The sequence below is a fragment of the Dictyobacter arantiisoli genome (assembly GCF_008326305.1).
In the GTDB taxonomy this organism is placed as follows: Bacteria; Chloroflexota; Ktedonobacteria; order Ktedonobacterales; family Ktedonobacteraceae; genus Dictyobacter; species Dictyobacter arantiisoli.
The window spans coordinates 1-16,077 of the sequence record NZ_BIXY01000063.1 but is presented as its reverse complement, the minus strand read 5'-3'; the positions used below and the strand labels follow the sequence as shown (position 1 = coordinate 16,077).

The following is a 16,077-nucleotide window of genomic DNA, read 5'->3' as shown; positions in this document are numbered from 1 at the left end:
GATACCACAACCGGATCTGGGTTATAATCCCGCGTTCGGGCTTTCTCTCATTCTGACGAAGCGGCGGTAAATGAAAGTATGAGTAGAATAAGTTGTAATCCCGCGTTCGGGCTTTCTCTCATTCTGATCTGGGAGTCAGACGCTCCATCCGCCTCATCCGACTCGTTGTAATCCCGCGTTCGGGCTTTCTCTCATTCTGACTCTGGAGATGTAGGTGTTGGGAGATACAGATACACGTTGTAATCCCGCGTTCGGGCTTTCTCTCATTCTGACGTTACGGACCCCGGAAGAGCGATCTCAATTTTCATTGTTATAATCCCGCGTTCGGGCTTTCTCTCATTCTGACAAAGATACCGCCAGGCGGCAGGTAAAGAACTACCCGTTATAATCCCGCGTTCGGGCTTTCTCTCATTCTGACTGTGTAGCGACGAGGAAGTCTTGTAGGCTTTGGTTATGTTATAATCCCGCGTTCGGGCTTTCTCTCATTCTGACGAGCTCGATTGGCTTGCCTCCCGCCTGGCTAACATGGTTATAATCCCGCGTTCGGGCTTTCTCTCATTCTGACAAAAGAAGCCAGTCAAGGCATAGAAGGTCTCTTTGATGGTTATAATCCCGCGTTCGGGCTTTCTCTCATTCTGACTCCATTCTTCAACGGCGGTGCCTGAGAATAGCACGTTGTAATCCCGCGTTCGGGCTTTCTCTCATTCTGACTTTGTTTCCACTTTATGCGTGCCCGGATCATAGGTGGTTGTAATCCCGCGTTCGGGCTTTCTCTCATTCTGACCCAATTGCACCCTGGCAAAGAAAGTAGATCGCACGTTGTAATCCCGCTTTCGGGCTCTTCCTCTTTCTGACTTCAAGCGATAGGGAAGATGCATGCAGAAAAATCTGGTGTTGTAATCCCGCTTTCGGGCTCTTCCTCTTTCTGACTTTAAGGAGATTCATCAAAATGGGCTTAATCGAACCGTTGTAATCCCGCTTTCGGGCTCTTCCTCTTTCTGACTCTATCACCTTGCCAGCCATCGTGCCTTCTTCTGTGTTGTAATCCCGCTTTCGGGCTCTTCCTCTTTCTGACACACTGTGACTCAAGCTCAATATGATGCGTTATACGCGAGTTGTAATCCCGCTTTCGGGCTCTTCCTCTTTCTGACTAGATATCCAATTCCGCGAGGCACGCAACTATCGTGTTGTAATCCCGCTTTCGGGCTCTTCCTCTTTCTGACAACCTTCTGCCGTCCCATAGCCAAAATGGATAATAGTTGTAATCCCGCTTTCGGGCTCTTCCTCTTTCTGACAAAAATCGAGAGGCCACCAAAGATATTGATATCAAATGTTGTAATCCCGCTTTCGGGCTCTTCCTCTTTCTGACCCCTGCTCTTATATTATAGCATAAGAAGCGGGTTGAGGGGGTATTTTGCGGGAGGTCCTGTTTTGGTGGCTAAATTTGTCTTTCTTTTGAGGGCTTTTTAGGGATATAGTGCCTTGAGCCAGCCTCTGAAGCCACGCGGGAGGCTCAGCTCAAGACCAACGGTACACCTACCTCCCGCGAAAATGCGTGTTTCTTAGATGATGAAGACAGTATCTTCTTCTGGCAATTTTCCACCTACGGTTTCAACTTTACTCAGACAGGTGGTACATAAAGGATAAAAACGCACATGATCTTGTTGCTCGTCGAGGTGTTGCGCTAGTTTTGCTTTTAGTTGGACTAACTCCTTTTTGGAGAGAAAGCACTCGAACAGTGAAAATTGCGTCCATGCTCCAAATCCACAGAGAATTTTATGCACCTTCGTCCGTCTGCGATCATTTGGGATATCATACGCGATAATATAACAGGTTGTCTGGCCGAGAGGCATCGTTACACATACCCTTTCATTATCTCATGACGAATGGTATATAGGCAGGAATTTCTCCTGTCAGGTATTTTGCAACCAGTCTGGCCTGCAATTCTATACAATGTTTGTATTTTGTTTTATAGGCAAAGACTGGATGCGTAACTTCCTCATTGAATCTTTCTTCCAAATTTGTCAGAAAAATCTTTCTCGGCTCCTTCTTCAATCGATACGCTCCCATTTCTTGTTGGAAATCGTCTGGAGAGAGCATCCGATTATTGAGCAGGGCAATGACCACTGAGTCGACAATCAGGGGACGAAACTCTTCCATCAGGTCCAGAGCGAGTGCAGGACGCCCATACGCGGAACTGTGGAGATAGCCAATGTAGGGATCAAAGCCAGCGATGTGGAGGTTCTCACTGCACAGATACAGTCGGCTGATACGTATCTCGCCATCTTCCTGCTTCTGCCCTGCTTCGTCGGCATGCTGATGCTGAAGCGTGCCTTCCAGGACAAACTCGTTTGCCAGCATCTCTCCCTCGACGAACTCATAATAGAAACGGCGTGGGCAGTATTCCAGGGCGTTGAGATAGGATAGTGCAATGGTATCGGGTGGTTGCCTCATGTATTCGGTTGCCCTTCTACCATTTTCGGCTCCTCTCCTCTCACAGCAGGCTCACCATTCACGCGGGATACCCACCGCGCCTGGCCCATTCCCATAGTTGTTTTGTAGCCAATGCCAGAGAAAAAGGCGAAGCGGGCAAGCGAAGGAAGCCAGGTCGCAATCGGTGCAACTGGATTGCCTTTCACTTCATAGGTAATCTGCCCGTGAAAGCCAATCTGTCCAAAACGACTTGCCGAAAGATAGCTGGTAGAAAGGGCATAGTGCGTCACAACCATTTGTTCATCACACCACAATTCAATCGATTTCGGCGTCAGGTCCGCGCTCGCCAGGCGTGCTGAGACCGGTGCGAAGGAGTCCCATTGCCGAGCAAGGTTTTCAAAGACCATACCGGGGGTAGGAAAAAGAAAGAGTTGCTTTCCCCACATTTTTTGTCCTTTACTAAAGGCCGTTGGTGTCCTGAATTCGAAGGTGTAGTGTTTTCCGGCTGACTGTACTGATCGCAATTGGCTGAACGAGGAATACGCTGCCCAGGATGATGAAGTATTGCCGGGCTCTGGGGCTGTGATCAGACGACCAATCGAAAACTGCACCGCACCGATGCGTATGGTGAGCGTTTGTGCTTTGAGTAAGAGATACTGGAAAAATGAAGAAAAAATGGTAGCATCAAGCAGGGTTATGCGCAACCAAAAAATCTGTCCTGCTTTCACCGGTATCTTTCCATGCGATGCTGCCATATCCACGTCAGCCAACGGCGCGGAGGACGAAGGATGAAGTCCATTGAGCAGGCTGACCGTGTAGGGGCGGCGCTGATTTGGTGTATGCAGCCACTCGGACAGCGTCGGATTACTCTGTCGAACAATATCCAGAAAGGCTGCTTGTATGTGTGGTCCCGAGTTTGCGGCCACTTCCCCTGCATCTAATGCATGTAAACGTAGGAGCAAGGAGAAAAGCTCACCTTCTCGCGCAGGTACTCCGTCTGTCTGTACAGGGAGAAAAGAATCTTGTGACATTATTATTTCCTTTATTAGCAGAGCAATAACTCATCGTCATCCTGCTGCGTTTTTCGTCGATCTTTGCGCATCGCCCAGGCAGGTATCCCTGCATAGACATGAAAAGCCATTGTCCCGAGGACAGCTTGATAATTAACTTCGCGACCATCGCCAAACATAATTGTAAGCGGCAATGTCAAAATGCGTGCCTTTTGATGCAAGCGGTGCAGGGCGCGCATGGTGTGGCTGCTTGCGTCAGCACTCGTCACAAAGGCAGGAACAAATTGCGCTTGAAAGAGGGTACGCATACTCTCATCCAGACCATGATCGTCGTCAGTCGTCACGTTCAATCCATGGAGAGCGGTGACGCGATAAGCACAGCGTTCTTCCCAGGAGTCTTGCGTCTCATCTCGTGCATCTAATAACAAATGGAGCCGCAAAGGTTGCGGACGAAGTTTGCTAAGATGACAATAAACCTGAACATCAGTTCCTGCCACAATCTCTTGATCGCTATCAGCCATGGATGTACCATTGGATCTGCTTTCACCAGTCGCTTGTTTCCACTCCTGCAGTGTCTCATAATAACGAGCATGATAGTAGCGGATAATATGCAATGCATTATAGGTACTCACACGCTGATCCGAGTGAAGCTTCTGGGGATCAGCAATCAGGGCCAGAGGGGGCTGAAAGCCATCACGAAAACTGAAACGAGCCTGTTCTTTAAAGTAATTTCGCAGGTCATCTTGCAGCCAGCGGCACGCTACTTGCACACTGCCTCGCACTTCAGCACTCACTTTTGAGCGGGCATCCATCCAACGCTGACAGATCAGCGCCATACCCTGTTCTGCTTCAGGATGCTGCCACGGGATCTGTGCTTGCTGCAACCTCCCTTGCAGTACCTGCGGCAAATACTCAAAGATTTCCGCTGGAAAAATGCGTTGCCTCCCATAGTGCTTTTGGCTTTGACTGAAGGCATCAAGCAAGCGTTTCATCTGAGAATACTGCCAGGGCTTCAGCGCCGGCTCAACGGGAGAAGTAAAAAGCTGATGCATATCTTCGAGAAACATATCCATGGTGGATTGTTCCTCAAGCGAGAGTCCTTTCCGAAAACCAAGCACGGGACGAAAAAGCTCAAGGATAGCCCCCGTTTTGAGGTAGGCATAGAGATCATGTTTGCGCGGCATACAGCGAACCAGTTCTCCCAGGTGCTCTCGACTCACCGTCATGCCTGCGATTTCTTGCAAGCCCCGATAACTGGTAGGATCAATAACTGCCCAGACCGTGCTCGGATAGTCTTTCTGCTCTGCAGCTAAAACACGAGCAGCACGTCCAAGCCGTTGAATAAATTCATCATCACATGCAGCATCAAAGAACAAGAAGTCGATGTTCTGGCGCTTCTTTTTCTCCGCACGCACAAAGTTATAGCCAATATCGACGGTGGGACTGGCCAGGATCAGGCGCTTAAATCTGGCGACATCCCGATCCGTCTTGGATTGTGAGCCTGTGACACGTCCAATCAAGTCGGTCGGAATCTCCTTACATAATGCAGCATGAATGTTACTGATAAGACCTAATGAGCTGGAGATAATCGCACCGTCTTGTACTGGTTCCTGTAAAAGCCAGCGTTTTATGGTTGCTTGTTGCTGCCGAATCAAATTCAGCAAGCCACCAATCCCATGCTTCTCTTGCAACTCCTCTGTATTAGAGATATGCAAATGTACCGGTGCCAGCGCCTGGAGTGGCTCGACCAGTGCCTGATCGTCAGGCGCAATTTCACCTGGCCTGATCCATTCAATGGGGACGCCAAGATTGTTGAGGTATTGTTCAACTTGCGCTTGCGGTGTCGCAGTCAAAATACAGAACTGCCGTTTCTTCCTCGCACTCTCGATATAGTGATAGTGGTGGGAGAGCTTCATGTAGAAAAGGAACGAGGCTAACTGCTTGGCATCATAGTAATGAAACTCATCCACAATAACATAATTGAAACGGTTCAGAACGTCATTCGCCAGGGCTGCGCTATCAAAGGGATTGTAACAGTAATAGATGGCATAGTAGAAAATGTCAGGATTCACGACATAAATCGTGGCGCGATTCTCTCGATCATGTTTGAGCATGCTCGGGTTGTTCAAAAGATAGTGAAAAGCCGCACTGGTTCGTACCGATGCTTCACTAAATCCCGGCTGATTTTTGTATTCTCGCAGCCGATCTTTTGTAATCGGGACGACACGATACGGAAGATCATTGATCCGACAAAACTCTCGAGCATCATCAGCATGCTGCTGTAACAATTCGTTAGTAGGGGCAATCAGCAGCACATCATCCTGTTGCGGACTGAGCATTTTTTTGCCCTGAACACGCTTGAGGAGACGCAACAAAGCGGCCTTCGTCTTTCCTGTGCCGGTCGTATGCGTATTGACAATAATTGCTGCTTCAGAACAATATGTGCGCCATTGATGATACAAAGGGAAAAGACCCTCCTCACGAGGGAAGGTCTTCTCCGAGGGGTTATCTCCCAACCAGCGATATTCAGCCTGGGGCAAAAGCTCTACAGTAAACATGGTCTACTCCTCCATGTGCTACAAATCGACCACACCATAAGACATATCCGCAGGCAAATACACTGACGCACCATCAGCATCGCGAGCTTGCCAGAACAATCCTGACAGGCGACAATGACTTAACAAAGGTGCAGGATGAATATTATAAATGGAAAAGGCTCTCAGCGTAGACACAAGCGCCGGTGATAAATCGGCCGCATTGAGCATAAATCCTATGTCTTTGTCGGCAGCTTCAGGCTGTTGGGAGACAAGCGGCAATGGTTGCCATTCCACACGAGCTTTACTCATGAATTTCCCAAGACGGATATAGGAAGGAAGAAAGGGGCATTCCTCTTCTCGTGTGATCACGTAAAAAGTGGCGAGGCTCTCAGCACCCAGCATCCGAAGCTTCCCTGCTTGCGGAAAATTCGCAGCCCGGGCTTTTTTGTCCCGTTCAGTTGCGATCGCATTCTGATCAAAACGAGAGTAATAACTATCTGATTGCGCATTAAACTGGCTAAACGTATACCGTAACATTCCAGGCAAAAACGTGGCGGGCGTCACATAAATGCCACGCGCATTGAGTGGCCCTAGATCCTGTTGATAACGCGGCGGGCCACTCCAATCATACGGAGAAGCACAAAAACCTAAAGCATACGTCAGCGCATAATTGCCAATGAGCGGTTCACTCTCGTACAAGATACCAACTTCACGGCTGGCAAAGTACACGGACTCCATCAGCGTGAGATGAGCGCGATAGATCTGTATCGTCATGGCAGTCACTGCTCTTCCTCTGGTTATTTTGCTTCCATACCACTACTGTATGACTGTTCAATCTCTTGTAAGAACCCCTTCACATCCTCAGGTTTCCGATAGAGAGCAATCGTTTCATTCAGGATACGCTGAAGTGGCTCCCCATCAACCACGATGGGTTCACGACCCACCACACGAGCCAGTAAGGCAGAAGTGGAGTCTCGCACCGCCTGCTCCAAATCAGCATCTGATAAAGGAAAATCGAGCTCTTTGCGCTCGCCTTTCAATGTATCATATACAGACTGGGTCAATTCCAGATTCGAGAAGATCTCTGTGTCACTGAAGATAATCGCCGCAAGCGTATTGCGTACACGACCGAGGCGGCTGCTGATCGCTCCATAACGGCTACTGCGAGCAATGTTCCCGATGACATATTGCAACTCACCCAGCGTTACATCTTTGAGCGTCTCAATATCGAGAAAATGTGTCTCGGGCAGCACATACTCATCTTCATTGATCGAGGTAGAGGCTTCATTGGTCAATGGATTGCGCATCGTACCATTATCGAAGGTGGCATTAAATGTTCGCTTAGAGGTTATCTGGGCCACCGGACCAATAGAATAGGCATCATCAGTCATCACACGACTTTTCTGTGCTCCACCACCACCAACTGCATAACCATACAACATACAATCGATACATTTTCCACAGGGAGCATTGGTATTCAGAGCACATAACTGTGGTGTTTTATTTACCATGACCGTCTTGAGGAGTTCATGCTCCCGCAATAGTTCACGCCCAACGCGCCGTTCGACCGCAGTCTGTTTGCGCTTACTGATCACCACGCGACGGATGGCATGGCGATTTGACGCTTGCATTCCGGCGGTCACCAACTCTTTGGAAAGCCCTTCCCCACTGCCTTCAGTACGAAAAATGGTCTCCGATAGCGTTTTACGCACAACTAACAGGTTGGCATAGCGACCACTCGGGAAGCGCTGATAATGTGGCTGAAGATACTGACGATACGCGTTGAGTGCAGGTAATTGTTCAGTAATATTCACAGGTCATTCCTTCTTTTCTTTTCTTTTCACAATTCAATCATCAAACACATGCCCATGATGGAGTGCATACCCATGCATGCAATCAGGGCAGGCAGAAAAAAGATCTAGGCGCTTTCATCCTCTACGCCATCCGCAGCATCCGCTTCGGGACGATCCAATGCTTGTTGGGCTTCATCGGCATCCTTCGCCTGGCCTCTGGCAACAAAAATCTCAGCCAGAGCCTGGCGCATATAGACGACATACGCGCTGCGGATAGAGCGTTCACGCTGTAACAAGAAATTTGCATTCCCAGCATGAGCTTGTTCAAGAACCTCATCAAAAAAGGCATCGACATACTGATAGATATCCTCAGTATGGACACCACGAGCAATGCGCTTGACATGATCGGTAATCAAACCTTTACTGCTCGTCTTTACAAACTCGATCTCGTTCTCATCCCGTGTATCCGGGCAACGATCCAATTCATCGAGAATAATGTTCAACGGCTTGAGCAATGAGTTCCGCTTATACGACCGACCACGAATACGATGCTGTGCGGCGTATGTCGCCAAATTTTTTAACTCTCTCATGCTATTTCTTCTCCTGGATGCAAGCTCTCTAAAACAGGTTCGATCAGACGGGCCAACTGGATCGCCTGATATTCAGGCTTCCCTCCTCGGCGTTGTGCTACTTTCTGTTCGATCATCCTATCGACTTCATGGTAGGCTGAGAGTGGATCACGAGACGCCGCCGCAACGAAGGTAGAGATGATAACATCAAACTGCTGATCATCGGTCGCGAGGAGCCGAGCCAGAGCATGGAGCGCAGCCAACCGCTCACACAAACGATGCACCTCATGCTGTGTTAACGCATTGCTCGGGAGTAGCCAACTCATCGATTGCGGGATTGTCTCTGCCAGCAGCGCCACCGGCTCCTGACCATGATATTGATCAGCTAAATTGAGCAACGGTGTCGGCAAACGTGACAGGATGATGCGGCAGCCAAACCACCGTGTCAGTACCGCCGTTTTTGCGAGGGCGGACAAAAAACCACGCCCATAGTGAGTTTCTTTCACGGTCAGCGGCAAAACAGGCGTATTGCTCAACAATTCTGAATAGAGAGGCGTACCCAGGCCTTCTACGCTCCGTGGCAGGACCTTAATCTCTTCCTGAAACTGCTGATAACTCTGTTGCCATGCTGCGAAATACGCCTTATGGTCATACCATTGCAATAAGTAGTCGCGTGAATTTATCAATAAAGCAGTTTCATTGCCTTGTTTGAGATGTTGAACGCTTTGCCACCAGGAAAGCAGTAATGGTTGCGTAAAGTGGGCATAGGGAAAAAGATGGAGATAGAAAGTAAGGTATTCTTTGCCATGCTTATCCTTATGTGATTGCCAGGAGAGTTTCTCCAGGAGAAATTGCATCCGACACACCGCACAGACATTCCGTTTGGGCTCCCGCGAACTGCCACCTTCCAAACGATTAGAAAAACTTTGTACCCCGATATTCGCTGGAACCTGCATAGCCATCCACTCTTCCGCTCGCAGAGAGCTTCCGCAGTAGCAACACTGAGCATCCGGTCTTTTCGCATCCACATAGCGCCGTAAATTATCACGAAAACTGTTTACCTGAAGCGGAACTGCGCGCACCGCATCAGGATCACTATCCCAGATACGAAGATTGCGCTCCAGATAGTCACGCAGAGAGGACGATGTGAACACGCTCTCCTCGCCTTTGGTAGAAAGTGATTGAGCAGCATGAGGCTGCTTTTGCTGTGCTTTCTTCCCCTGGCGAACGGTCATCACATCCTGAAATTGCTCCTCAAGCGCGTGCAAATCCGCGAGCATTTCTGTTTCCATCTCATCCAGTGACATCTGTGGCAAATCATCGGCGAGAAAATACGCACGCCGATAGGGATCAATCACCACATACAATGGGTCCAACTCCACCGGGACAGCGAACAGTCGCAGTGCGCGATCCCACGCATCCTGCTTTATGGCTCTCAGTTGCGCGCTCTGATGATCTTTCAGGAAATTGCGGTATGCCAGTAAAAACTCGCCTCGCTTCAACACGTCATCTTCCAGAGAGAGAATATGCGGCTTCCTCAAAGCATCCGTAATACGCTCTTGCAGGAAAGGTGAAAGATCTGGACGGGTCAAAGCAAGCTCAAGATCACTGCGCACCAGGGCCTCACGCTGTTCTCGCCATTCCAGGCGATAGATCTTGCCCTCAGCAATGCCATACATGAGCGAGAAAATCTTTTCCAGTGAAGCACCACTCTCTAACGCTGCCGTATCCACGCTGATCCCATGAGGCCGCGCTTTGACAAATTGTGAAATTTGCTTCAACTGCATGCTAGCGATTTTCTGCTCCACACGTTGAGCCAGTACCGCCCGATGCTCCGCCGTCCAAGTAAAAGGAAAGGTAATGGGTAAAAGGAGATCAACTCCTTCAGGATAATAGAGCACATCAATACAAACATCTTTGCCATACAGCTCTTGCAGGTAGGCAACCATCTGGTTATGAATACAATTGGTCAGCAGACCACGCAGTTCAGCGAGACGATAGCCAATAAAACGATAGTGATCAGGATGACCGCTGGCATACAATCCCGCATTCAAATGGAAAGCGAACTTATCGCGGATATGCTTCTCATGGGTCAGCAGGTGATCACCAGAATGGGCATTATCTGAAACATCCGCCACCTTCATCAGATAGCGCAAAGGCCCTTCCAGGCGATCATGATCAAGCAAGCAGCGATCAAGAAACGCATCATCGTGTTGAGATTGCTGCGGCGACTGCTCCTGGTGTGCATCCATCAGGTATTTGATGTCAAAAAGATACTGCTCCCACTCAGGAAAGAAAGGCTCGACCTGAAGAGCAAGTAGTTCTGAGCGCACATGTTCCAGTACAGCAGCATTGGCATAGCTTACCGCACGCCCATTGGACTGCTTACCATAAGCGGACAGTTTATTAATATCATGCAGCGTGATAGCCAGACAGAGACACGACATTTCTCGTTCCGTGAGTTCAAACAGGCGCCGTAATTTCTCAACAATGGTGACTAAATTAATCACATGGCTCCAGAGGCTCTCCCCCATCTTTCCGCCGGTATGAATAAAGCTCTTATAGGCACACAATTTTTTACTGGCAATATGCTGCATATACAAGCCAAGCACCCGGGAAGCATCATCACTCTCATACGTAAAACCGAAAATGGACACATCATCCATAATGAACCACCAACCTCTTCTGTACTGATATATTTATCCAGTAGAACCAACCACCCAAAAAGCTATGCATCCATACTCCTCCATGATAGAAAACGTCCAACCTCAACTTCATCTAAAACCAGTATATACCAGGCATGCGACATGTGGTGTCGTTTCAAGCAAAACATCAGACGAATTTTCCGGGTTATCAAAAACTCGTTGTTTACATGGAGTAGACATGGTAATTGAAAAATCCAGAAAGAAGAGGAGGGTTAGATGTCCTTTACTCGGCATAGAGAGAAGACATTTGCTGTATCACACGTTTCATACGAGCGCGTAAGTGAGGGGGATCTATGATTTCTGCTTTTTCGCCATATTTGAGGATTTGCTGAAGAACACGCCACTCGCTATAAGCAGTGGCATGCACTAAGACCCGCTTGCGCTCCTGCCCGCGTGGATCTTGATAGGTCTGTTCTTCCTCAATCGTTTGTGTTAACCAACGTTGGCTCAAGCCTTGTTTAGAAAGACTGGCATCCAGCCAGAAACGGAATTCCAGTGGATGGCGGCGACGCTGACTATCAATCATAGTCGGCTGCTCTTTGAGCGTCTTTCCTTCAATGCGATCAATCCGATATTCGAGAAACGAACTCACTTTATGGTTGTAAGCAATAAGATAAAAATGACCCTCCATATAGATGATGTAATAAGGATCAATCTGTGCATGTGGCACCACATCCTGCTGGCCCTGGGCTGGCATATAATCAAACGCGATTTGTTGGCGATGCGAAATTGCTTGAATAATGCTGTCGATGGTGACGCGATGAGGAAGATAATCAACCACTGTAGAGAGATGAAAGTACAGATACGGCTTCTGTACCCAACGTTCAAAATGCTGACGCTGTTCGGGAGGTAGTGTCGAGACAAACTTTTCAATGAGCGTCAGAATATCCTGTGTAAAGGGATGTTCTTGTGAGGCGGATGGAAACGGAAGAGGCGGAAGAGAAGGATCGTCCTTAGAAAAGCGTGCAGGATCGGCAAACATATTATACAGCAGGGCCAGACTATCTACTTCCTGCTCCGTGAAAAGAAAGGTCGTTCCTGGCCCAGAACCTCTTTCAATATGATAACGAACAGGCTGATTTCGCTTGCGCACCTTCTGAATTTCAAATCCCTGCTCCTTCAAAAAATGAAGATCGCGCTCGAACAGCTTATCTGCACTGCGAGAGGAGGATGAGGATTGTTGTGAGGCCGGAGAATTTGTTTTGTAGTAAGAAGCAAGATGATCAAAGACATCGTACCGTGTACACTCATTCGCCAAAAGAAATTGCAAAAGACGAAAGATACGCTCAACATTGCCATGAGTAGGAAAAGACTCACGCCCGGAATAGTCATCAACAGCCATAGCTACACTCCCCCTAAAATCCTCATCCAACAAATGCCATTATAACATAATAATCCCGCTTTCGGGCTTTCCTGCTTTCTGACGATGATCGGTGCTGGGTGTGGCCTGTGTCATGCCGTTTTAATCCCGCTTTCGGGCTTTCCTGCTTTCTGACGATGATCGGTGCTGGGTGTGGCCTGTGTCATGCCGTTTTAATCCCGCTTTCGGGCTTTCCTGCTTTCTGACGGAGTAGCACAAATGTACGTTATCAACGGATTGAGCGTTGTAATCCCGCTTTCGGGCTTTCCTGCTTTCTGACGGGACGTATGTGCCCGGCATCGGAACCGTTGCCGGTTGTAATCCCGCTTTCGGGCTTTCCTGCTTTCTGACGGGACGTATGTGCCCGGCATCGGAACCGTTGCCGGTTGTAATCCCGCTTTCGGGCTTTCCTGCTTTCTGACCTAAATTTTTTATCATCTCTATAAAGGAAAAATAGAGTTGTAATCCCGCTTTCGGGCTTTCCTGCTTTCTGACGCAGGTGTTATTGGAGCCATTCGTCCACCCCCTCCGTGTTGTAATCCCGCTTTCGGGCTTTCCTGCTTTCTGACAAATAAGCGCTTCCGTCACAAAGACAAAGCGTATTGTTGTAATCCCGCTTTCGGGCTTTCCTGCTTTCTGACGCTACGGTATGGTTTGCCTGGAATAATTTCTGGGGTTGTAATCCCGCTTTCGGGCTTTCCTGCTTTCTGATCCTGATAACATGCATGATATGCTATTAAAAGCAGGTTGTTGTAATCCCGCTTTCGGGCTTTCCTGCTTTCTGACTAATTGTATATTCATTCTTCGGTTTCATTCTTCATGTTGTAATCCCGCTTTCGGGCTTTCCTGCTTTCTGACGAGGAAGAGTTGGTCATGAGCGTGAAACAGCACACTGTTGTAATCCCGCTTTCGGGCTTTCCTGCTTTCTGACTGATCCAGCGGGCTGTTTAAATTGAGACATAATAGTTGTAATCCCGCTTTCGGGCTTTCCTGCTTTCTGACTCCTGTGCTTATAGTATAGCATAAGAAGCGGGTTAAGGGTAGCTTTTGCGGGAGGCTCTTTTTTGATGGCATTATTTTGTCTTTCATAAGGCCATTTTGAGCGACCATATGCCCTCGACGCGCTTCCCAGGCGGCGCGGGAGGCTGAGCTCAGAGGCGTCGGTACACCTACCTCCCGCAGCATACCGTGAGGTGATGATTGTCATTCTCTGACTTCTTTTTTGGTTACCGGTAACCAACATGTAGGTAAACATTATAATCCTCCTTTCGGGCTTTCTTGCTTTCTGACTAGCTTGGCGACGATTGGTTCAACGACCAGGCCGCCGAAGTTGTAATCCCGCTTTCGGGCTTTCCTGCTTTCTGACGAAAAAGAAAGGACATCTGTTATGGCTACTTCAGCTTGTTGTAATCCCGCTTTCGGGCTTTCCTGCTTTCTGACGGAAGACTGGTCAATGTATTGTCCCCTTTGCGGGGTGTTGTAATCCCGCTTTCGGGCTTTCCTGCTTTCTGACGGAAGACTGGTCAATGTATTGTCCCCTTTGCGGGGTGTTGTAATCCCGCTTTCGGGCTTTCCTGCTTTCTGACATTGAGAACCTCCATCCAATTGTTGCACTAGGGAAAGTTGTAATCCCGCTTTCGGGCTTTCCTGCTTTCTGACGCCTACAACCATATGGGCCTGATATCACATCATTAATGTTGTAATCCCGCTTTCGGGCTTTCCTGCTTTCTGACATTAACCAAAATCTCTCAGCATATGACAGCCGAGTGTTGTAATCCCGCTTTCGGGCTTTCCTGCTTTCTGACTCATGAGGTTGCGGGTGAAATTAAAAACGATATTCGTTGTAATCCCGCTTTCGGGCTTTCCTGCTTTCTGACAAATTGCGACTTTTGCCACGGGTTTATTTGCCGCAAGTTGTAATCCCGCTTTCGGGCTTTCCTGCTTTCTGACTTTCCTACCGCAAAATATTGGGTAAAAGGCGTCACGTTGTAATCCCGCTTTCGGGCTTTCCTGCTTTCTGACGACGTTTGGTCACAAAATTGATCGTGTTTATTCTTCTCTTGTTGTAATCCCGCTTTCGGGCTTTCCTGCTTTCTGACCACAGGTGTTTTTGTCATTGCCGGAGTCTCTGACTGTTGTAATCCCGCTTTCGGGCTTTCCTGCTTTCTGACCTTTCGCAAGAAGGATTGAGAAAGGCGGAGATGGCCAGGTTGTAATCCCGCTTTCGGGCTTTCCTGCTTTCTGACCGACAGTCCAGGCCACAACATTTACACAAATGCCGCGTTGTAATCCCGCTTTCGGGCTTTCCTGCTTTCTGACTCCTGTGCTTATAGTATAGCATAAGAAGCGGGTTAAGGGTAGCTTTTGCGGGAGGCTCTTTTTTGATGGCGATATTTTGTCTTTCATAAGGCCATTTTGAACAATGCTATGCCCTCGACGCGCTTCTCAGGCGGCGCGGGAGGCTGAGCTCAGAGGCGTCGGTACACCTACCTCCCGCGAGGATGCTCTGTGGGTTACATATCATCATCCTTTACCTGGCTGGTTTAGATGAAAGGCTGCTTATGGTTGCTTGCGATTCAGGGATGCATGCATCCGATAAGGAGATTTTCATTCGGCGGATCAAGCTGTGAAAGGTTGGTTGGGCCTGAAAAGGCTGTGCGAGAGGCTCAGAACAACATGATCGCCTCAGGGCCTCTCGCGGAGATGGGATATTTAGTGCGACTACTTTTTCTGTTTTCCTTTGTTCTTGTTTTTCACTGGCGCTGGCTTACAGATCCAGATAAGGCGGTCTTCAGCGCGTTCTTCACGCAGGAAGGTGCATCCTTTGCGGTTGCCCGGAGCCCATTCCTGTGCTTCAGGGAAGCTGTCTTCAATGACAAGCAATAGCGTTTGCGTTGAGTTCTCCTCATATCTCAGAAAAGCAGTTGCGCCTGGGTATTTTTGTTTAGCCCATACATCTGGTTGGATGACTGTGCAATTTTGCGGTAGCTGCTGGCCTTCCTGATAAGAAGGAAGGTTGGGTCGGGACCATACTATTGCGGGCTTTTTCGGCACGACCTGGATAGGCTCCTCCTTAAAGTATCCATAACCTGCATTGGTCTTGCCACCAATACCGTCGTTCTGGAGCGCCTGTAACAACCATCCACGTACGCGCTGTACATCTGCCAGGTGTTTTTTATTATCGGCATCTCTGGGAGCCAGCGCAAAGGCGAAAGTAGTTTTTGCAACCGTTAGAAAAGGGATCGGGATCGGATTCTCTTCGTTGGTTGGTGACTTGATAGCGTTGCTCGCCAGTGAGCCATAATATTTTTGATAATGGGGCGTCATAATATCGCATTGTAATGGAAGTGTTTTCTGGCCCGCCGGGATGACTGGCATGGCATCGAAAAAACAGACTGTGCCAGCTTTTTGCTGTGAACCAAAGATGCACTGGATTTCTGGATGATCAGTTTCAACATTGAGACTGGGACTTTTCTCTCCCGCTGGATTTTGCGAGACAAAATAGTCTTTTTCTTCACGGGCTGCGTAAGCTCTGGTAAGCCCTTTTGAACTTATCCGAAAACGTGGAAGGAGATGATAGAATCAAGAACAAGGAAAGGAACACGAATCCCCCAAGCAAAGGAGAAACCAAGATGGCCCGAACCAAACCGTGGGAAGTCAGTGACCAATT

At 48.6% G+C, this 16,077-nt stretch carries 10 protein-coding genes and 2 CRISPR repeat arrays; all 10 genes read right to left on the bottom strand.

The annotated features are described in order from the left end of the window. Positions 1-1,562: 1,562 nt before the first annotated feature. Positions 1,563-1,853: a CRISPR-associated endonuclease Cas2 gene (cas2, locus tag F1593_RS18800; protein ID WP_149403107.1), complete on the bottom strand. Its 291-nt coding sequence runs from the start codon at positions 1,851-1,853 to the stop codon at positions 1,563-1,565. A gap of 19 nt (positions 1,854-1,872) precedes the next feature. Then, positions 1,873-2,454 (bottom strand): CRISPR-associated endonuclease Cas1, encoded by a 582-nt coding sequence (gene cas1, locus F1593_RS18795; RefSeq protein ID WP_149403106.1) that lies wholly within the window; start codon positions 2,452-2,454, stop codon positions 1,873-1,875. Further along, positions 2,451-3,464 carry a CRISPR-associated endoribonuclease Cas6 gene (cas6, locus tag F1593_RS18790; protein ID WP_149403105.1) on the bottom strand — a complete coding sequence of 338 codons (1,014 nt, stop codon included), beginning with the start codon at positions 3,462-3,464 and terminating at the stop codon, positions 2,451-2,453. The genes cas1 and cas6 overlap by 4 nt, the downstream gene beginning before the upstream one ends. A 14-nt stretch (positions 3,465-3,478) precedes the next feature. Further along, positions 3,479-6,001 (bottom strand): type I-D CRISPR-associated helicase Cas3', encoded by a 2,523-nt coding sequence (gene cas3 / locus F1593_RS18785; protein ID WP_149403104.1) that lies wholly within the window; start codon positions 5,999-6,001, stop codon positions 3,479-3,481. An 18-nt stretch (positions 6,002-6,019) separates the two neighbouring features. Beyond that, entirely contained in the window at positions 6,020-6,754 is a 735-nt protein-coding gene (gene cas5d, locus F1593_RS18780) for a type I-D CRISPR-associated protein Cas5/Csc1 (protein ID WP_149403103.1), read from the bottom strand. 23 nt (positions 6,755-6,777) lie between these two features. Then, positions 6,778-7,794, bottom strand: a complete 1,017-nt coding sequence (gene cas7d, locus F1593_RS18775) for a type I-D CRISPR-associated protein Cas7/Csc2 (protein WP_149403102.1) — start codon at positions 7,792-7,794, stop codon at positions 6,778-6,780. Between the two features lie 104 nt (positions 7,795-7,898). Continuing rightward, the gene (locus F1593_RS18770) at positions 7,899-8,363 is read right to left on the bottom strand and encodes a hypothetical protein (RefSeq protein ID WP_149403101.1); all 465 of its coding nucleotides are present in this window, start codon (positions 8,361-8,363) and stop codon (positions 7,899-7,901) included. Then, the gene (gene cas10d, locus F1593_RS18765; RefSeq protein ID WP_149403100.1) at positions 8,360-11,008 is read right to left on the bottom strand and encodes a type I-D CRISPR-associated protein Cas10d/Csc3; all 2,649 of its coding nucleotides are present in this window, start codon (positions 11,006-11,008) and stop codon (positions 8,360-8,362) included. The genes F1593_RS18770 and cas10d overlap by 4 nt, the downstream gene beginning before the upstream one ends. Positions 11,009-11,270: 262 nt before the next feature. Beyond that, positions 11,271-12,389: a helix-turn-helix transcriptional regulator gene (locus tag F1593_RS18760; RefSeq protein ID WP_149403099.1), complete on the bottom strand. Its 1,119-nt coding sequence runs from the start codon at positions 12,387-12,389 to the stop codon at positions 11,271-11,273. 46 nt (positions 12,390-12,435) lie between these two features. Continuing rightward, a CRISPR array of direct repeats spans positions 12,436-13,409; the repeat unit is 37 nt; unit sequence GTTGTAATCCCGCTTTCGGGCTTTCCTGCTTTCTGAC. Positions 13,410-13,659: 250 nt separating this feature from the next. After that, positions 13,660-14,726: a CRISPR direct-repeat array (repeat unit 37 nt; unit sequence GTTGTAATCCCGCTTTCGGGCTTTCCTGCTTTCTGAC). A gap of 402 nt (positions 14,727-15,128) precedes the next feature. After that, a complete protein-coding gene (gene cmr6 / locus F1593_RS18755; protein ID WP_149403098.1) occupies positions 15,129-15,962 on the bottom strand; it encodes a type III-B CRISPR module RAMP protein Cmr6 in 834 nt (277 codons plus the stop codon). Positions 15,963-16,077: the final 115 nt, after the last annotated feature.